The organism is Myceligenerans cantabricum, assembly GCF_054777735.1.
In genome coordinates this window covers 126,807-144,328 of the sequence record NZ_BAAHAJ010000013.1, presented here as the reverse complement: position 1 = coordinate 144,328, position 17,522 = coordinate 126,807, and the positions used below count along the sequence as shown (strand labels likewise).

Sequence of the window (17,522 nt, the reverse complement as noted above, 5' to 3'; positions counted from 1 at the left end):
CCCGCGCGGACGACGCTGGTGGTGCGGCCGGAGATCCGGCCGCCGGTGCGGACAGCACCGTGGTTCGCGGCCCAGGGCCGCACACTCCGGAGGTCGACATGATCACGATGACCGAGGTGGCCCAGGTCGCCACTCACATGCCGCACGGCGGCTGGGGCGGCGGCCCCGGCTGGTTCATCATCTTCCCGATCCTGTGGTTCCTGCTCGTCGCGGCGATCGTCTTCATGGTCGCCCGCGGCGCCCGGCGGGGCTTCCGCCAGGGCCCGCCGTGGGCGCGGCAGGGCGCGGGCCCCGACCCGGTGGCGATCCTCGGCGAGCGCTACGCGCGCGGCGAGATCGAGGAGTCGGAGTACCGCAGCCGTCTCGCGGTCCTGCGCCCGTCCACGAACCCGGGCGAGGGCAAGGGCTGACGCGGCGCGTCCACGGACCGTCGCCGGCGCGGCGTCGTGAGCGAACGACGACGCCGCGCCGGGACGTCGGGCCGGGAATCGGCAAGGAACGACCGTGCGGCTGGCATGAACCCGCCATCCAGAAGGTTTGGAGACGTAACACGGTGGGGTGAGAATTTTGCCCATGCGTACCCCCATCATCGCTGCGGCCGTCGCGGGCACACTCCTGCTCAGCGGCTGTTCCGTGTCGGCCGCCTCAGCAGACGGCACGACCAGCACCCCCGAACCCTCTTCCTCCGGCGAGAGCCGCCTGGACCTCGCGGCTCCGGACACCGCGATCGCCCTCTCCCAGGAGTACGACGTCATCGGCGCGTGCGACGCCTTCTTCGGCGGCAACCAGCCGTTGTCGATCAAGGCGCGCACGCTGGCACCGGTCGTCGCCAAGCCGCTCGACCCGGCCACCACGCTGGGCAAGGTGTCCAAGGTGAGCAACCAGATCTCCTCGTTGATCGGTCTCTCCCCGGCCGGCATCTCCAGGCACCTGGAACGGATCCGGACCCCGTTCGACCAGGCGAAGCAGGGCGCCACGGCCCGCCCGCAGGACGTGGTGACCGGGATCGAGGCCTTCAAGGCCGAGTGCGCCCAGGAAGGGTGGACACCCGGCTCCTGACGCGACGGGCCGAACGCCGGGGCCCTCGACCCGGCACCGAGCCCTCGACGCACGCCGTGCGTCGAGGGCTCTGCCGTTCGCCGTCAGCTCCCGGTCAGGAAGTCCCGCATGATCGGGCCTGCCGTCGTCGAACCGAAGTCGCCGTCCTCGACGAACACGGCCACCCCGATGTCGCCCTTGACCGCGACCATCCACACGTTGGTCAGGCCGCCGTTGCCCTCGGCGCTGCCGGTCTTCGCGCCGACCACGCCGGGCACGCCGCTGAGGGCGTCCCTCGCGGACCCCACCTCGACGACCCCGGCCATGAGCTCGCGGAGCGTGGCGGCCTCGTCACCGGTCAGGCTGCTCGGCGACTCCTCCACGTCCTCGGTGTCGTCCGTGACCACGAGCGACGGCGCCACGGTCCGCCCGCCGGCGACGCTCGCCCCGACCGTCGCCATCGCCAGCGGCGAGGCGAGCACCCGCGCCTGCCCGATGAACGACGCCGCGTGGTCCGCGTCGCCGGAGTCGTCAGCGGGGATCTCGCCCAGGTAGCCGCTCGCCCCGAGCCGCGCCCCCTCCAGCCCGAACCCGAGCGACGCCGCGGCGTCGTGCAGGTCCTGCTGCGAGACCAGGTCGTGCTGCCCCACCATCGCGGTGTTGCACGAGTGCGCGAACGCGGTGCGGAACGGCACCTCGCCGGTGGCGCTCTGCGGGTAGCCGTCGACGTTGTCGAACTCCTTGCCCACCACGATCCTGTCCGGGCAGGAGACCTCGGTGTCCGGTGTGAGCCCGTTGCGGAGCATCCCGAGTGCGGAGGCGATCTTGAAGGTGGAGCCCGGCGGGTACTGGCCGAGCATCGCCGTGTTGTACCCCTCGCTCCCCGGCCCGGACGCCGCCGCCAGCACGCCACCGCTCTTGCCGTCGACGGCGACGATCGCGCTCGGCGACCTCTCGTCGGCGTCGGCCAGCACGCGTTCGGCGTGCTCCTGCATGGCCACGTCCAGGGTCAGCCGGACCTGCTCCCCGTCCTGCGCCTCGACCGACCACAGCTCGCGGGGATCGTCGTCGCCCTCAGGATTCTTGGCGGAGACGCGGATGCCCGGCGTGCCGCCGAGCTGCTCGTCGTAGGCGGCCTGCAGGCCGGAGACGCCGACGACGTCCCCGACGGAGATCCGCCCTTCGGAGTTCTCGATGATCTCCGCGGTGGCCTCGCCGGTGGTGCCGAGGATCGGCCGGGCGAAGTCTGCGGTCGGCGCGAGCGCCCGGGTCCCCGGGATGAGCAGGACGCCCGGGGTCGCCTCGAGTGCGTGCACGTTGTACCCCGAGTCGTTCTTGCGCAGCACGATCGCCTGCACGAACGCCTTGGCGCCGGACTGCTCGGTGCGCCGCACGAGGTCGTCGCTCGCCGCGCCGCCGAAGTCCAGCAGGTTCGCCAGCGTCCGCGCCGTCGACTCCCACTCGGACGGCTCCACCCGCGACTTGTCGACGCCGACCGTCAGCACGTCACGCTCCGTCACGATCGTGTCGCCGCCGGCGCCGACGATGTCCGCACGCACGGGATCGACCCGTTCGACGGCCAGCCGCTCCCCGCCCTTCAGCCCGGGTGCGAGGATCGACGGTGCCCAGGCGGCACGCCACGTGCCGGGCTCCTGCCCGTCCGCGCCCGGGTAGATGAACTCGACGTCGGTGGTGTACTCCCAGGCGTCCTTGTCGGTGACCGGCCAGGACCAGGCGTAGGTGGCGGTGAAGGACGCCGTCCCGTCGTCGTTCCGCTCGACCGGCGTCGTCTCCCCGAGGGTGACCTGGGGCCCGTCGGTGGACTCCTTCAGGTTCGCGAAGACCGCGGCGTACTGTTCCTCCGGCACCACCGAGGTGCTGGTGGTCACCGGGACGTCGACGAGCTCACCCGAGGCCAGCGCGGCACCGAACGTCTCGGCGGGCTCGGCCCCGGGCGGAACCGGGGGCTCGCGCAGCAGGAGCCACGCCGACACGCCGAGCGCGGCCAGCGCCAGCACCGACGCGATCCCGATCACGATGCCCGTACGACGCCGCTTCGGCGCCACCACGGGCGGCGGCACGACGTACGACGGGGGTTCGTCGGCGGGCGGCGGGACGGGGTTCGGCTCGGTCTCGTTCGGTCCGTGTGCGGGCTCCACGGTGCGAGGCTAGTGGAGCACCCTGATCAGTTCATGCACCAGCGCCGAAGATTCCCGGGTGAAACCGTGGCACGTGCCGCGCGGGGCCCGCACGTCGCGGCGTCACACCGCCCGGGCCTCCTTGACCACTTCGCGCCACTCGGCCGGGTCCAGCGCGGCGCCGTCGTACGCGGCTCCCGCCCAGCGGCGGGTGTCGTCGACGGTGGCGGCGAGCAGGTTGCGCAGCCGCGCGTCGACGTCGGGCACGAACGCCTCGGAGATCCCCTGGACCGCCGTGGACACGACGCTCGGGGCGGCGTCCCGCACGAAGCGCTTGGGCCGCACCGTGGTGCCCGCACAGAACCGCTCCGCCCACGCGGCCGTCCTCGGGACCGCCTCGAGCGCCTCGGCCGACTCCGGCGCGAGGGTTCCGGGCGGCCGTTCGTCGAGGACGTCGAGCATGCGCTCGGCACCGTAGACGGCGACGGCGAGGGTCTGCTGCCGGTCGGCCGGTGAGATCGGCAGCGCGGTCTGGGCGGCGCGCAGCGCGATACGGACGTCCCATCGCGGGTCGTCGCTGGTCAGGCCGATCACGGACGGGATCAGTGGAGCCAGTTGCGGACGTGCGTTGTCCGAGGTCAGGTCGTTGACTGCCCGCGCGAGCATGGCCACCAGCGGATGGGTGCACGACGGGTGGTCGCTCCATCTCTCTCCCGCGAGGAAGGATGCGAGCTCCATGAAGCAGGCACCCTTCTTGGGGTTCCGGTGCTTGCCGCGTCCGAGCATCGGCAGGATGTCAAAGGTTCCAGCGCTTCCGGTCACGATCCACCCCCACTGTGGTTCGATGCTTCGTCCAGTGTGCGCGCGGTGTGACGTGGATCGCAATACCTAGACAAACGTTCGGCCCGTCGTCGGCCGCTCCGGGCGCGCCATCCTGCGGCTCCACGTGGTCAACAGGCGAGACCGGATGTTTCCCGGAATACTGGAAAGATGCCGACGGACCTCCAGGCTGTGAACGACCTGGCGCACGTCGGCCTCGGTCTCCAGGTCGCCGACGAAGCCTTCGACCGATTCGCCCGGCTGGTGCGCCGTCACCTGGAGGTACCCGCGGCCGCCGTGGCGATCCTGGCCGATGACGACTTCGCTCCCGCCGACGCCGACGGCACCGTGGACCGCGCGGGGAGCTCGACCTCTCCGGGGGACGAGGCCCTCCGCGTCCGGAACGAGCTGGTGCTGCCTGTCGTCAAGGCGGATGCGCCGGTGGTCGTCGAGGACGTGCGTGAGGACCCGGCGTTCCGCGACTGTCCCGTGATGCGGGAGCTGGGGGTCGTCGCGTACGTGGGCTTCCCGGTGCACGACCTGCGACGGCGCCCGATCGGCGCCCTGATCGCGGTGGACGAGCGCCCGCGCGCCTGGTCCGAGGACGCCCTCGCGACCCTCGAGGACCTCGCCGCCGCGTGCAGCGCGGAGGCCCGGCTCCAGGCCGAGCGGCAACGCGCCCGCCGGGTGCAGCACGCGGCGGTCCGCGCGAACCGGCGCAGCCGCTTCCTCCTGTCCCTCAGCGAGGCGTTCGCCGGCGCGCAGTCCGTGAACGACGTCGACGCGATCATCGCCGACATCGGCACCACCGGCGTCGGCGCCCGCTACTGCGGCCTCGCCCTCGTCGACACCGACCGACGCGGGATCACCTACACCTCGCTGGCCCACGTCGAGCCCGGTTTCCCCGCGGCGCACCGGCACGCGAAGCTCTCCGAGGCGCGCCCCGCCTGCGAGGTGGTCCGTACCGGCAAGCCACAGTTCTTCGCGTCGGAGGAGGAGATGGCCGACGCCTTCCCGTCGGTCGCTCCGTACACGGGCCAGGGGATGGGCGCACGCGCCTTCCTCCCGGTGCTCTCGCCGAGCGGCACCGCGTTCGGTATCCGGCCGGGCGGGGTGGTCGGTGTCGTCGTCTTCGTCTGGGAGCGGAACGCACGCAACGACCAGGACATGTTCGCGCTCGGCGCCGCCCTCGCCCAGTACGCGGGAGACGCGCTGGAACGCGCCTGGCTGCTCGACGAGCGCCGCCGGGCCGCGACCACCCTGCAACGCTCCATGCTCAGCCGGCTGCCGCAGATCGCCCGCCTCGACCTCGCCTGCACCTACTCCCCGGCCACCCGGTCGGACCAGGTGGGCGGGGACTGGTACGACGCCGTCCGGCTGGACGACGACGCGTCCATCCTCATGGTCGGCGACGTCACCGGGCACGACATGCACGCCGCCGCCACCATGGGGCAGCTCCGCTCCCTGCTCCGCGCCCTCGCGTGGAGCCACGACGCCACGCCGTCGGAGCTCCTGCGCCTGCTCGACAAGGCCAACGACGGCCTGGGCCTGCACGCGTCCGGCACGGGCGTGCTCGTCCGGCTGGACCGCGTCAACGGCGGGGGCGGCACCTACGAGATGACGTGGTCGAGCGCCGGGCACCCACCGCCCCTCGTGCTCCGCCAGGACGGCCACGTGGAGCGGCTCGACGCGCGCAGCGACATGATGCTCGGCGTCGTCCCGGGCCACCTGCGCACGGACCACGCGACGCTGCTGCGCCCGGGCGAGACCCTCCTGCTGTACACCGACGGGCTCACCGAGCAGCGGTCCGCGTCCGAGGACGAGGCGCTCGCCCGCCTCGAGAAGACCTTCGCCGCGCTGGCGGACACGGCGACCGCCGCTCTCCCGATCACGCTCGTCCGCCGGCTGATCGGGCAGGAGCAGCACGACGACGTCGCCGTGCTCGCCGTGCGCGTGCGGGCCCGGGTGACGGCGAGCAACCGGGCGGAGCCCGGGACCGCACGGGCGGGGCGCAAGATCGCCGACCTGTCGGACCTCGCCCCGGCCCGGCTCTGGATCGACGACATGCTCGAGACCTGTGGCGTCACGCTGGCCCGACGCCGCACGATCACGCTGCTCGCGTCCGAGATCCTGACGAACGCGCTGGACCACGGCACGACGCCGATCACCGCAGAGGTCGACGTGGACGCGAAGCGGGTCCACATCGGCGTGCGCGACGCGTCGCCCGAGCTGCCGCAGCCCCGGTCACCGGCCGCACGGGAGCTCGGCGGGCGCGGGATGCAGCTCCTGGAACGTCTGGCCTCCCGCTGGGGCGTCGAGGAGCACGTCGACGACGGGCCGGACGGCGGTGCCGCGGACAGCCGGCGGGGGCGCGGGCGGGGCAAGACCGTCTGGTTCGAGATCGACCGCGGGTAGGTCGCTGCCGGGCCGCCGCCGGCCGCGCCGGGCCGCGGGATCACGGGGCGGGAGCCGCCCGCACCAACCAGTGGAGCGAATCTCTCGGCAATGTCAGACCCTCGGCGTAGCGTGTGATTCATGGCACAGACGACGGGCGTCGCACTCGGCGCCGGCGAGATCGATCCGGAGCTCATCGCGGGGCTGGAGAAGCACCGCCGCGAGCTGACCGGCTACTGCTACCGCATGCTCGGCGGCGCGTTCGACGCCGAGGACGCGGTCCAGGAGACGCTGCTGCGCGCGTGGCGCTCCTACGACCGTTTCGAAGGACGCTCGTCGCTGCGCACCTGGCTCTACCGGATCGCGGGAAACGTCTGCCTCGACATGCTCGGCTCCGCCCGGGCAAAGCGCGAGAGGCCGATGGGCCTGGGTGCGGCGTCCGCGCCGGTGATGGAGAGCCTCGCGGCCGAGCTGCCCGAGGAACGGTGGATCGAGCCGGTCCCCGACGATCGGGTGCTGCCCGGCCCCGGCGACCCGGCGAACACGGCGATCGCGCGCGAGTCGGTCCGCCTCGCGTTCGTCGCAGCGCTCCAGACGCTGCCGGCGAAGCAGCGCGCCGTGCTGGTGCTGCGCGAGGTGCTGCGCTGGCCGGCCGTGGAGGTCGCGGAGCTGCTGGAGACGTCGGTCGCGTCGGTGAACAGCGCGCTCCAGCGGGCCCGGGCCACGCTGGCGGACCGCGCGCTCGACCTGGACGCGGCGACCAGCGCCCCGCAGACCGAGCGGTCCGAGGCCGAGGGCGCCCTGCTGGAGCGCTACATCGACGCGTTCGAGCGGTACGACATGGACAGCCTCAGCGCGCTGCTCCGCGAGGACGCCGTGATGAACATGCCGCCGTACGCCATGTGGCTGCAGGGCGTGGCGGACATCAAGGCCTGGATGCTCGGCGTCGGCTCGGGCTGCCGCGGCTCCCGGCTCGTGCCCGTGCGCGCGAACGGCTCGCTCGCCTACGGGCAGTACCGGCCCGACCCGGGCGGCGGCTGGTTCCCGTGGGGCCTCGCGGTCCTGGAGAACGACGGCGAGAAGATCACGGGCATCACCACGTTCCGCTCCCCGGAGCGACTGTTCCCGCTGTTCGGCCTTCCGGAGCATCTCGACTAGGGCATCCTGGTGACGCGGGTCACACGGCCCGATAGCCTCGGGGCGTGATGATGAGATCCGTGGTGGTCGGCGTGGACCACCGGCAGCCGGACCTCCCGCGCCGAGCAGCGTCGCTCGTGCAGAGCCTGGGAGGTTCGCTCGTGGAGATCGTCTGCCTGTGGGTGGACGAGACCGCGGTGACCGAGACGAACGGCTTCGTCGTGTCCGTCGACCCAGACATCGTGATGTCCGACGACCAGTACGCCGCCGACGTGCTGGACGGGCTGAACCGGTCGATGGCCGACGTCGGGCTCCCCTGGTCGGCCGTCCGCGGCGCGGGCGACCCGGCACGGGAGCTGTCCCGCGTCGCCGACGAGGTGGACGCCGCGATGATCGTGATCGGCGCCCGCCGGGCGGGGCTGCGGGGCTGGGCGACGAGCGTGGTGGGTGGCACGGTGGCCGGGCACCTCGTCCACGACCAGCGCCGTCCGCTGGTGGTCCTCCCGGAGCAGCACCGGGCGGCGGACGATGCGGGGGACGCGTGAGCGTCACACCCGGACGACGCGAACCCGGCACGGGCACCACAGCGGGGATCGGCGCGCATGCGGCATCGTGGTCCTCGATGAACGGACAGCGCCCTGGGACCTCCCCGGCGCCCCCGCCCGTGGCGGACGGGCGCCGCAGACGGCCTGCCCACCGGCGCCCTGCGCTGATCGGCCTGGTCGCCCTCGGCGGCGGTCTCGGCTCCGCCGCGCGGTACGGCGTCGAGGCCCTCCTCCCTGCCGACGGCGCGACGGGCGGCTGGCCCCTGGCCACGCTCGCGGTCAACCTTCTCGGTGCGTTCGCCCTCGGTCTCGGCCTGGAAGCGCTCGCGCGGCTCGGCAGGGAGACTCCGCTGCGACGCAACGTGCGCCTCGCGGGCGGCACCGGGTTCCTCGGCGGATTCACGACGTACTCGGCCCTCGCGCTGGAGACGGAACGCCTGCTGGCCGGCGGCCAGGCGGGCGTCGCCGTCGCCTACGTGCTGGTCACGCTCGCGCTGGGCGCGACGTGCTGCCTGGCAGGGGTCGTGCTCGGTGACCGGGCCGGAAGCGCCTACCTGCGCCGCGCCGGCGCGACGGCGGGGACGGAGGCAGCAGGATGACCGGCCTGCTCCTCGTGGCAGCCGGCGGCGCGGTCGGAGCCGCCGCGCGGTTCGTGCTGGACGGCGAGATCCGCACCCGCCACCGCGGCGCGTTCCCGTGGGGTACGTTCACGGTGAACGTGCTGGGTTCGCTGCTCATCGGCGTCGTGGCCGGGTTCGTACTGTTCGGCGGGCACGGCGCGGACGCCGTCGAGCCCTGGCGCCTCGCCCTGGCCACCGGGCTGTGCGGCGGATTCACCACCTTCTCCACCGCCATGGTCGAGACGGTGCGCCTTGCCCGGTCGAACCGGGCCCGACAGGCGCTGGTCAGCGCGGTCGGCACACTGGTGGCCACCGTCGCCGCGGTCGCGTGCGGGATCGCCGTCGTCGGCCTGGTCGCCTGACCGCTCCGCACGCCCAGGGCCCCGGGCACCCGACCGGCCCGCACACGCCCCGTGCACGAGGACGGGCGGGCACTCGCGCATCGCGGGCGCCCGCCCGTCGTCACCGGTGACGCATGCTCAGGAGGACGAACAGCTCGCGCTCGGCGTGCTGGTGTTCCCGTTCGAGTAGAGCGTGATCCCGAAGTTGTTGCCGTTCCCGTTGGGTCTGGCGGTCAGGGTGCCGGAGGTGCCGCTGACGCTCGCGTTCCACGAGTTCTGCAGCGACTGGCCGGAGCCCGTGTTGATCGTGACCACCCAGTTGTTCGAGCCGGTCACGTTGAAGGTGGTGTTGAAGCGGTCGCCCCACGACTCGGTGCGGGTCGTGGTGACGTTGCACGACCCGTCGCCTCCGCCACCCGGGTTGCCGCCGCCCCCGCCGCCGGAGCCCTCGGACACCGAGACGTTGGAGCTGCCGCTGGACTGGTAACCCTCGGTCGCCATGATCTGGTAGTAGTGGTTGCCCAGGTTGAGGCCGTTCTGGGCCCACGCGTTCGCGTGGTTCTGGAAGCTGATCGTGCCGCTGGTCCGCTTCGACGTCCGGACGCTCCAGTACTGGTAGAAGGTCGCGGTCCCGTCGATGGACGGCTGGTTGACCCGCTGGGTGCGGTAGATGTCGTAGGTGCCGCCGTCGCTGTTGACCGTGCCGTAGTAGTTGGCGTTGCCCGGCGGCCGCCAGGAGCCCCAGGACTCGATGACGTAGTACTCGACCAGCGGGTTGCGGGTCCAGCCGTACAGGGTGAGGTAGGAGTTGCCGCTGGGGTTGTACTGGGCCGAGTAGTTCACCACCCGGCTGCTGCTGCCCGGGTTCCAGCCCTTGCCGGCCACGAAGTTGTTGGTGCCGTTCCACTGCGTGGAGTAGTTGCCACCCGAACCGAGGTTCATCGAGACCGAGCCCTGCGTGTCGGTCCAGAACGAGTAGAAGTACCCGCCGTGGTTGCCCTCCTCGTTCGTGTCGACGGCCGCGGCGGGGTTGCCCGCGGTCACGACCAGTGCGAGCGCGGCCGCCGCGCTCGCCAGCGCCTGGGCCAGACGGCGACGCCGCCCGGGTCCGGATCTGGTGTTAGTAAACGATTTCGACATCGTCTCGCACTCCCTTGTGCCGCATTGGATGAATCGCGTCCGCCCTTCCGCAGTGGTCAGTTTTCGATCCGCTTGGTGGTCGGGTCAAGAATTCAAACGTTTAGCATGCATGATTCGATAGTTTTAGGTACTTTCGTGAAACGGCCGATCGGTCGGCATGGGCCGCCCGGTGGCAGGCTGGGGACCATGAGCCTGATGCTGCTCGACACCGCGAGCGTCCGCCTACCTGATGGGTGCAGCTATCGGCTGAGCCCGCCGGAGCCGTGTGCGACGGCGGTCGTGGTGCCCCCTCGCGCCGATCCGCGGCCGGTCCGTCGGCGGTCCCCGTCAGAGCTCCCTCTCGTCACGGCTCCATGTCGTCGTGGAGCACCACGCGGGACAGCTCGTCGCCACCGCCAACATCACTCCCCGGCGAACCTCTCGCTGCAATAGGTCTCACCGCTCTGACCACCCGTCCCGATGCCGAACCGGCCAAGGGTCTCTTGGGACTGCACCGTGCCCGCCTCCGATAGGTACTCGACCTGCAACCGAGCGATGATCCGACGTAGTCCGCCTCATCCTCGACGACAGCACTGCCAGCCAGAACGATGCCATCAGGACGCACCAGCGAGACGTCCTGGATCTCGATCGCTGTGTCGCCGCCATTGCTGATCGGGGTGCCGAAGGTGACCGTCGTACCGCCCTCCCCCGTATGACACGCCCCCCACGGAGCATCTCCCATGGCAAGCGCATCACCGACGGCCGGGCTCCCGGTGCAGCCTGAGAGAACAGCAACTGCGAGGGCAGCCCACGTGGCGGCAGGAGGTCTCACCGACGAGCTTCCGGTGGGGGCGTCCGCGGTGAAGTCCCGTTCCAGCAGGTCAGGAACCTTCGGAGCCTTTTTCGCGGGCACGGTGGTGCGGACCTTCTTGCGCAGGTGCACCCCGATGATGCCGTGCTCGCGCATCACCCGGGCCACCCGTTTGACGTTCACCACGACCCCGGCCCCGCGCAGTTCCGCGGTCACCCGCGGGGACCCGTAGGTCCCGTCGAACTCCGCCGTGGTCGCTGCGGCCCTCGCCGCCACGGCGGCGTCAGCAGCCTGCCGCTGCTCGCGACGGGCGGCCCCAGCGAGCCACTTGTAGTAGGAGGACCTGCCGATCTGCAGGACCTGACACAGCCGCTTCACCCCGTAGGCGTCGTGGAACTCGGCGACGAGCTGGAAGCGGCTGCTCACCAGGTCGTCTCGCCCGCGAAATACTTCGCCGCCTTGCGCAGGATCTCCCGCTCGGTCTCCAGCAACGTCTTGTCCGCTCGCAACTGCTTGACCTCGCCGCGCAGCCGCTCCAGCTCCTCGGCCGGCGTCTCGGGCACCCCCCGACCCGGACGTCCCCGCACCACCATCGCCGTCCCAGCCGGCGCCCGGCGCCGTCCTCACCCCGCCGCACGCAACCACGCCGACAGGGTTCCCTCGTGAATTCCCAGGTCAGCAGCGATCTTCTTGATCGTCGCCCCCGGCGTGCAGGAGTACGGCTCAACAGCATCAGCCTCGAACCCCTCCGGTAGAACCTCCGCACCATGACGGCAGACTCGCTTCCTCCGGACCAAACCAGGTCCAGTCTCTCGCGTGTCCACTACTCAGAGGGAAGCCCCGACGACGTGCGCGTGGAGCTGCACTCGCGGGCACACCCTGCGCCGCACGCTCACGCTGGTAGAGGTGCGAACGATGACGACGAGCTCGGAACCCATGGGGTACCTGCTTCCCTGCCGTGCCCCGACATGACGTGCCGGAGCGGATTCGTGGCTAGGGTCGGACCGTGAGCACCCACACGGGCACCAAGTTGCTTTTGCTCGACACCGCGAGCCTGTACTTCCGCGCGTTCTTCGGCGTGCCCGACTCGCTGCGCTCGCCGCGCGGCGAACCTGTCAACGCCGTCCGCGGCCTGCTGGACACCATCGCCTGGCTGATCACCGAGCGCCGGCCGGACCGCATGGTGGCGTGCTGGGACGACGACTGGCGCCCCGCCTTCCGGGTCGCGGCGATCCCCTCCTACAAGGAGCACCGCGTCGCGGACGCGGAGGCGGGCACCGAGGTGGTCCCCGAGGCGCTGGCGCCCCAGGTCCCCGTCATCGTCGACGTGCTCGCCGCGCTGGGGATCGCCCGCGTCGGCTCGCCCGGTTACGAGGCCGACGACGTGATCGGCACCCTCACCGAGCGCGAGGTGACCAGAGCGCGCGCCGCGGTCACCGCCGTCGGCAGCCCGCCGCCCGCGGACGCCCCGACGCGCGTCGACATCGTCACCGGCGACCGCGACCTCTTCCAGCTCGTCGACGACGCTGCCGGCGTCCGGGTGCTGTACCCGGCCCGGGGCGTGCGCGACCCCGACGTGATCGACCAGGCGAAGCTCGCCGAGAAGTACGCGGTGCCCACCGGCCAGGCCTACGCGGACATGGCCACGCTGCGCGGCGACCCGTCCGACGGGCTGCCGGGCGTCCCGGGGATCGGCGAGAAGACCGCCGCCAGGCTGCTCGACCGGTACGGCGACCTCGCCGGTGTCCTCCGCGCCCGGGACGACGCGTCCGACAAGGGCCTCACCGCCACCCAGCGCCGGCGCCTGCTCGACGCCGCCGACTACCTCGACGTCGCCCCGCTCGTGGTCCGGGTGGCCCGCGACGCCCCGATCCCGCACGTCGAGGATGCCCTGCCCACCGAGCCCGCGGACGAGGCGGCCCTGCTGGCCCTCATCGAGCGCTGGGGGCTCCGTTCCAGCGTGAAGCGGGTCGGCGACGCCCTGGCCGCGCACACCTCCCCGGCCGGCTGAGCCCCGTCAGCCCGTGAGGCGCGCCGCCGCGGCGTCGTAGCGGTCGAGGACGATCCGGACCAGCCGCTCGTCCGGCTTCCCCGACGGCGCCAGCGGGGCGGTCGCGACGTCGGCGCCCGACTCCAGGACCCGGTCGTGGAAGTACCCCGGAGCGAGCAGGTAGGAGGCGACGACGACGCGGTGGCCGCCGGGCACGTCCGCGCGGGCCGCCGCGACCGCGGCGGGGACGCGCGGTTCGGCGCCCGCACCGTACGACGGCGTCACCGGGCGGCCCAGCCGTTCCGCGAGGCCCGCCGCGACCTCCTCGACCGCGACGGCCGCCGCCGCGACGGACGAGCCCGCGGCGGCCAGCACCACGACGTCGTCGGGCCGGAGCCCGGCGTCATCGTCGATCTGGGACAGCCGGTCGGCCAGGAGGTCGACCAGGCGCGGGTCCGGGCCGAGCGGGTCCGCGGCCGTCGCCACGTCCGCGTGCGCCGCGACGGCCCGCGCGATGTCGTGCCGCACGTGATAGCCCGTCGACAGCAGCAGCGGGACGACGACGGCGGCCCCGGCGTCGGCCACGGACCCGGCGAGCACGTCGTCGACCTCCGGGGTCTGCACGTCGACGAACGCCTCGCGCACGTCGAGGTCGGGCCGCGCGGCCCGGACACCGTCGAGCAGCGCCCGCACGGCCGCCTGCCCCGCGCCGTCGTCGGTCCCGTGGGATGTCCCCACCAGCACTGGTGTCATGCCCGTCCTCCGTCCTGCCGCTCTGGTCCGTCCGGCGAGCGCACGGGCCGGCGGAGCCGGTAGTGTCCGGCCCCTCCGACCCGTGCGCTCGCCGGAGCGCGGGTCAGCCCGTGTTCTGCAGGCCCGCCGAGACGCCGTTGACCGTCAGGAGCAGCAGGTGCTGCAGGCGGCCGCGGTAGTCACCGTCCACGGTCGCGTCGCCGTCCGTGCCCGTGCGCAGGCCGCGCAGCGCGCGGACCTGCAGGAGCGAGAGGGCGTCCACGTAGGGCGACCGCACCTGGACCGCTCGGCCGAGCACGCGGCGCCCGGCCAGCGGGTAGGCGTTGCCCGAGATCTTCAGCACCCACTCGCGGGTGAGCCGCAGCTCGTGCAGCACCAGTTGCGCGAGGTCGTCACGGTCACCGAGCGCCAGGTACATCTCCGCGATCCGCTCGTCCGTCTTGGCGAGCGACATCTCGACGTTGTCCAGCAGCGTCGCGAACAACGGCCAGCGGGAACGGGCCTCGCGCAGGCGGTCGAGACCGCCGTCGGACTCGCCGAGCTCCCGCAGCGCCGTGCCCAGGCCGTACCAGCCGGCCAGGTTGATGCGGGCCTGCGACCACGAGAACACCCACGGGATGGCGCGGAGGTCGTCAAGGCTGTTCACCGACAGCCCACGCTTCGCCGGCCGGGAGCCGATCGGCAGCATGCCGACCTCCTCCAGCGGCGTGACCTGGGCGAACCACTGCGGGAAGCCGTCGGCCTTGACCAGCTCGTGGAACCTGGTCCGGGAGGCCAGGTCGAGCCGGGCGGCGAGTTCGGTGAACTCGGCAGCGGCTGCCGCGTTGCGCCGCTCCACCGACGGAGCCGAAGCCAGCAGCGTCGCCGCGGCGACCTGCTCGATGTGCCGGGCGGCGATCGTCGGGTCCCCGTAGCGGGCCAGGATGACCTCGCCCTGCTCGGTCAGCTTGAACCGGCCGTCCACCGAGTGCGGCGGCTGCGCGAGCACCGCGCGGTTCGCGGGGCCGCCGCCACGGCCGAGCGCGCCGCCGCGGCCGTGGAACAGCGTGAGCGTGATGTCGTGCCGCTGGGCCCACTCCGCGATGCGCGACTGGGCCTGGTCGGTCGCCAGCGTGGCGGACACCGGCCCGACGTCCTTCGACGAGTCCGAGTAGCCGAGCATGACCTCGACCCGCCGCTCGTTGTCGGCGAGGCGCTTCTGCACCGCCGGCAGCTCGAGCATCGACTCGAGGATGTCGACGGAGTTCTGCAGGTCGGCGAAGGTCTCGAACAGCGGGATCGCGTCGATGACCGGAGCGTCGTCCGTGCTGTCGAACGCGAGCGCGGCCAGCTCGTAGACGGCGGCGAGGTGCGCCGGCTCCTGCGTGAAGGAGACGATGTAGCGCCGGGCCGCCTGCCGCCCGAACCGCTGCTGGACGGCTCCGAGGGCGCGGAACGTGTCGAGCACCTCGGTGGTGCGCTCGCTCAGGTCTCCGTGGACTCCCTTCTCGCGGATCTCCTCGAGCGCCGCGGCGTGCACCTGGGAGTGCTGCCGGATCTCGAGCTCCGCGAGGTGGAAGCCGAAGGTCTGCACCTGCCACATGAGGCGCTGCAGATCGCCGAAGGCGGCCCGGGGCGCGCCCGCGGCGACGAGGGAGTCCTGCACGACCCGCAGGTCCTGCTCCAGCTCCTGGGCGTCGGTGTAGGCGAGGTCGGCGTCGCGGGTGCGCGTGGCGGCGATCCGCTCCGCGACCGCGAGCATCGCGGCCCGGTGCGGTTCCCGCGGGGACGCGGCCGAGGCCTTGTCGGCGAGCTCGCCCGACAGCTGCTTCTGGCGCTGCAGCAGGCCGGTCAGCTCCGCCGACGGCGCGGTGTCGACCTCGTCGAGCGTGAGCCGGCGCCCTGCCTCGACGGCGACCCGTTCCAGCGCCGTGAGGGCGTGCTCGGAGGCGATCGTGGCGGCCTTGCGGGTGACCTCGGCGGTGACGTTCGGGTTCCCGTCGCGGTCACCGCCGATCCACGAGCCGAGCCGCACGAACGGCTGCGCCGCCGGGGCGACCCTGCCGGCGTCGTCGGCCAGCAGCCAGTCGTCGAGGCGGCGGTACACGTCCGGGAAGACGTCGACCAGCACGGCGTCGAACACGCCCATGATGGTCTTGACCTCGTCGAGCACCGACGGCTTCGACTGCCGGATCGGCGACGTGCGCCACATGGTGTCGATCTCGGCGAGGAGACGGCGCTCGTTCTCGGCGAGCGAGACGCCGCCGAGGTGCTGTGCGTCGCGCTCGGCGAGCAGGTTTCCGATGCGCCGGATCGTGCCGCTGATGGCGCGGCGCCGGGCCTCGGTGGGATGGGCGGTCAGGACGGGCCGGAACTCCAGCTCGTCGAGGCGGCGCAGGGCCTCCTCGCGGCCGACCTCCTCCGTGAGCTGCGCGAACGCCTCTGGGAGGGTGTCCTCCAGGACGGCGGGGCCGCTCGTCGTCTTCGCTTCACGGGTGCGCAGCACGCGCACCCGGTGGAACTCCTCGGCGAGGTTCGCCAGGTGGAAGTAGCAGGTGAAGGCTCGGGCCACTTGTTCGGCGCGCTCCAGCGTGAAGCCGTCGACCAGCTCCGCCGCCTCGGCCAGCGCACCGTCGTGACCGTTGCCGTAGGCGTGGATGGTCAGCTCGCGCAGGCGCTCGACGTCGTCGAGCAGCTCCTGCCCGCCGGCTTCGCGCAGGATGTCGCCGAGCAGGCCGCCGAGCAGTCGGACGTCGTCTCGCAGCGGGTCGGGAATCTCGTGAGGTGCCGAGCCGCGGGCAGTCGTTGTGTCGCTCACGGTCTAGAGACTATTCGTAACTGGCGTTGAGACGAACTTTGCGTCCGAACCCCGAACGGTCACGAACCTTTCGGGAGGTGGATCTGGCCGCGTCCAGCCAGTTCGGTCCAGCGACGCGCCTCCGGCACGCGTTGCACGAGGATCTCGGCCGGCTCCCCGTCCGACGGCGGCTGCGGCGCGGTCCCGAGGACGTCCGCGGTGAGCAGGGGGCCGAGGTCTATCGATGTGAGCGATCCCACGTCGACCACGGGCACCTGGTAGGTGCGGAACGGGCCGAGCGGCGGAACCTGGGCGCGGGCGAGCGCCTGCGTGGTGATCTCCGCGAGCTCGGCCTCGTCGAGCTGCGGGGTCTGGTCGAGCACGAAGGCGGCGGCCCAGAGGCGCGTCGCCGAGGACGGGTCCGCGTCCGGAGCGCCGTCGTCCCCGGCGCCGTCGTGCGACGACGCCCAGGCCACGACCTTCCAGAACATGCGGGGGATGCCGACGTCGCGGTAGACCGGGTCGTCCTCCCCGAGGACGGGGCCGGTGAGCACGATGATGCGGTGGTCGTGGGCGTCCGCGTACTCCAGGATGTGGTCCTCAAGGCCGTTCCACAGCTCCTTGGACTGGTTGAAGGCGTCCACCTGCGGCGCGGCGTTGGTGAAGGTGAACGTGTCGGCGTTGGCCTGCTCCGCGGACGTGGCGTCGCCCCACACCGGGTCGAGGCGCCGCACCAGATGCCCCCGGTCGAACGAGTTGTTCTCGTAGAGCCCTTTGCCGGCCTGCTCGCCGGCGGGGATGCGGGCGTCGAGCCGCCAGCTACCGGTGCGGGGGAGCTCGACGAGCTTGCCGCCGTCGACCACGCAGGCGGTGGCGGCCGCGAGCCGCCGGACGGGGTCGAGGAGCACGCTGAAGTGGGTGTAGTCGAGCCGCCGGACGTCCTGGGCGGGGACGGGAAGCGGGACGGCGAGCTCGCCGGGGCCGATGAACTCGGCGTCGTATCCGATCACGGACGACATCTCAGCAGATCACGGCGAACGG

The 17,522-nt window shown here is 72.5% G+C and carries 16 protein-coding genes; 8 read left to right on the top strand and 8 right to left on the bottom strand.

Features of this window, described 5'->3' with window-relative positions; translation table 11 throughout:
• Positions 1-98 precede the first annotated feature (98 nt).
• Entirely contained in the window at positions 99-410 is a 312-nt protein-coding gene (locus ACYU96_RS17840) for an SHOCT domain-containing protein (protein WP_460756558.1), read from the top strand.
• A 163-nt stretch (positions 411-573) separates the two neighbouring features.
• Complete coding sequence (locus ACYU96_RS17835) at positions 574-1,059, top strand: hypothetical protein (protein ID WP_460756555.1); 486 nt, start codon at positions 574-576, stop codon at positions 1,057-1,059.
• An 83-nt stretch (positions 1,060-1,142) separates the two neighbouring features.
• Here the strand turns inward: ACYU96_RS17835 and ACYU96_RS17830 are convergent, their stop codons facing one another.
• Positions 1,143-3,197: a penicillin-binding transpeptidase domain-containing protein gene (locus ACYU96_RS17830; RefSeq protein WP_460756553.1), complete on the bottom strand. Its 2,055-nt coding sequence runs from the start codon at positions 3,195-3,197 to the stop codon at positions 1,143-1,145.
• A 102-nt stretch (positions 3,198-3,299) separates the two neighbouring features.
• Positions 3,300-3,998, bottom strand: coding sequence for a hypothetical protein (locus tag ACYU96_RS17825; RefSeq protein WP_460756550.1), 699 nt, complete (start codon positions 3,996-3,998; stop codon positions 3,300-3,302).
• A 168-nt stretch (positions 3,999-4,166) separates the two neighbouring features.
• Here ACYU96_RS17825 and ACYU96_RS17820 point away from each other — a divergent pair, with 168 nt between their 5' ends.
• The 5 genes from ACYU96_RS17820 to crcB all read left to right on the top strand — a co-directional run bounded on the left by ACYU96_RS17820 (position 4,167) and on the right by crcB (position 9,053).
• Entirely contained in the window at positions 4,167-6,410 is a 2,244-nt protein-coding gene (locus tag ACYU96_RS17820) for a SpoIIE family protein phosphatase (RefSeq protein ID WP_460756547.1), read from the top strand.
• A 120-nt stretch (positions 6,411-6,530) separates the two neighbouring features.
• Positions 6,531-7,547, top strand: coding sequence for a sigma-70 family RNA polymerase sigma factor (locus tag ACYU96_RS17815; protein WP_460756545.1), 1,017 nt, complete (start codon positions 6,531-6,533; stop codon positions 7,545-7,547).
• A 47-nt stretch (positions 7,548-7,594) separates the two neighbouring features.
• The gene (locus ACYU96_RS17810) at positions 7,595-8,071 is read left to right on the top strand and encodes a universal stress protein (RefSeq protein WP_460757052.1); all 477 of its coding nucleotides are present in this window, start codon (positions 7,595-7,597) and stop codon (positions 8,069-8,071) included.
• 77 nt (positions 8,072-8,148) lie between these two features.
• Positions 8,149-8,670: a fluoride efflux transporter FluC gene (locus tag ACYU96_RS17805; RefSeq protein WP_460756542.1), complete on the top strand. Its 522-nt coding sequence runs from the start codon at positions 8,149-8,151 to the stop codon at positions 8,668-8,670.
• Positions 8,667-9,053 carry a fluoride efflux transporter CrcB gene (gene crcB, locus ACYU96_RS17800; protein ID WP_460756539.1) on the top strand — a complete coding sequence of 129 codons (387 nt, stop codon included), beginning with the start codon at positions 8,667-8,669 and terminating at the stop codon, positions 9,051-9,053. The genes ACYU96_RS17805 and crcB overlap by 4 nt, the downstream gene beginning before the upstream one ends.
• A 117-nt stretch (positions 9,054-9,170) precedes the next feature.
• Here the strand turns inward: crcB and ACYU96_RS17795 are convergent, their stop codons facing one another.
• The 3 genes from ACYU96_RS17795 to ACYU96_RS17785 all read right to left on the bottom strand — a co-directional run bounded on the left by ACYU96_RS17795 (position 9,171) and on the right by ACYU96_RS17785 (position 11,525).
• Positions 9,171-10,172 (bottom strand): glycoside hydrolase family 11 protein, encoded by a 1,002-nt coding sequence (locus ACYU96_RS17795; protein ID WP_460756537.1) that lies wholly within the window; start codon positions 10,170-10,172, stop codon positions 9,171-9,173.
• Positions 10,173-10,515: 343 nt separating this feature from the next.
• Positions 10,516-11,388, bottom strand: a complete 873-nt coding sequence (locus ACYU96_RS17790; RefSeq protein WP_460756534.1) for an IS3 family transposase — start codon at positions 11,386-11,388, stop codon at positions 10,516-10,518.
• Entirely contained in the window at positions 11,385-11,525 is a 141-nt protein-coding gene (locus ACYU96_RS17785; RefSeq protein WP_460756531.1) for a hypothetical protein, read from the bottom strand. Before ACYU96_RS17785 ends, ACYU96_RS17790 begins: the two co-directional genes overlap by 4 nt.
• A gap of 443 nt (positions 11,526-11,968) precedes the next feature.
• Here ACYU96_RS17785 and ACYU96_RS17780 point away from each other — a divergent pair, with 443 nt between their 5' ends.
• Entirely contained in the window at positions 11,969-12,973 is a 1,005-nt protein-coding gene (locus tag ACYU96_RS17780) for a 5'-3' exonuclease (RefSeq protein ID WP_460756529.1), read from the top strand.
• Positions 12,974-12,979: 6 nt separating this feature from the next.
• Here the strand turns inward: ACYU96_RS17780 and ACYU96_RS17775 are convergent, their stop codons facing one another.
• The 3 genes from ACYU96_RS17775 to ACYU96_RS17765 all read right to left on the bottom strand — a co-directional run bounded on the left by ACYU96_RS17775 (position 12,980) and on the right by ACYU96_RS17765 (position 17,500).
• The gene (locus tag ACYU96_RS17775; RefSeq protein WP_460756526.1) at positions 12,980-13,705 is read right to left on the bottom strand and encodes a sirohydrochlorin chelatase; all 726 of its coding nucleotides are present in this window, start codon (positions 13,703-13,705) and stop codon (positions 12,980-12,982) included.
• Between the two features lie 103 nt (positions 13,706-13,808).
• Positions 13,809-16,502, bottom strand: coding sequence for a phosphoenolpyruvate carboxylase (locus ACYU96_RS17770; protein ID WP_460756524.1), 2,694 nt, complete (start codon positions 16,500-16,502; stop codon positions 13,809-13,811).
• 59 nt (positions 16,503-16,561) lie between these two features.
• Positions 16,562-17,500 carry a DNA/RNA non-specific endonuclease gene (locus tag ACYU96_RS17765; RefSeq protein ID WP_460756522.1) on the bottom strand — a complete coding sequence of 313 codons (939 nt, stop codon included), beginning with the start codon at positions 17,498-17,500 and terminating at the stop codon, positions 16,562-16,564.
• Positions 17,501-17,522: the final 22 nt, after the last annotated feature.

Excerpts from the sequence above, each read along its gene's own strand:
- ACYU96_RS17795 (WP_460756537.1), bottom strand. The coding sequence starts at position 10,172 with ATGTCGAAATCGTTTACTAACACCAGATCCGGACCCGGGCGGCGTCGC.
- ACYU96_RS17810 (WP_460757052.1), top strand. The coding sequence starts at position 7,595 with ATGATGAGATCCGTGGTGGTCGGCGTGGACCACCGGCAGCCGGACCTC.
- crcB (WP_460756539.1), top strand. The coding sequence starts at position 8,667 with ATGACCGGCCTGCTCCTCGTGGCAGCCGGCGGCGCGGTCGGAGCCGCC.
- ACYU96_RS17835 (WP_460756555.1), top strand. The coding sequence starts at position 574 with ATGCGTACCCCCATCATCGCTGCGGCCGTCGCGGGCACACTCCTGCTC.
- ACYU96_RS17765 (WP_460756522.1), bottom strand. The coding sequence starts at position 17,500 with ATGTCGTCCGTGATCGGATACGACGCCGAGTTCATCGGCCCCGGCGAG.
- ACYU96_RS17820 (WP_460756547.1), top strand. The coding sequence starts at position 4,167 with ATGCCGACGGACCTCCAGGCTGTGAACGACCTGGCGCACGTCGGCCTC.
- ACYU96_RS17815 (WP_460756545.1), top strand. The coding sequence starts at position 6,531 with ATGGCACAGACGACGGGCGTCGCACTCGGCGCCGGCGAGATCGATCCG.
- ACYU96_RS17840 (WP_460756558.1), top strand. The coding sequence starts at position 99 with ATGATCACGATGACCGAGGTGGCCCAGGTCGCCACTCACATGCCGCAC.
- ACYU96_RS17775 (WP_460756526.1), bottom strand. The coding sequence starts at position 13,705 with ATGACACCAGTGCTGGTGGGGACATCCCACGGGACCGACGACGGCGCG.
- ACYU96_RS17805 (WP_460756542.1), top strand. The coding sequence starts at position 8,149 with ATGAACGGACAGCGCCCTGGGACCTCCCCGGCGCCCCCGCCCGTGGCG.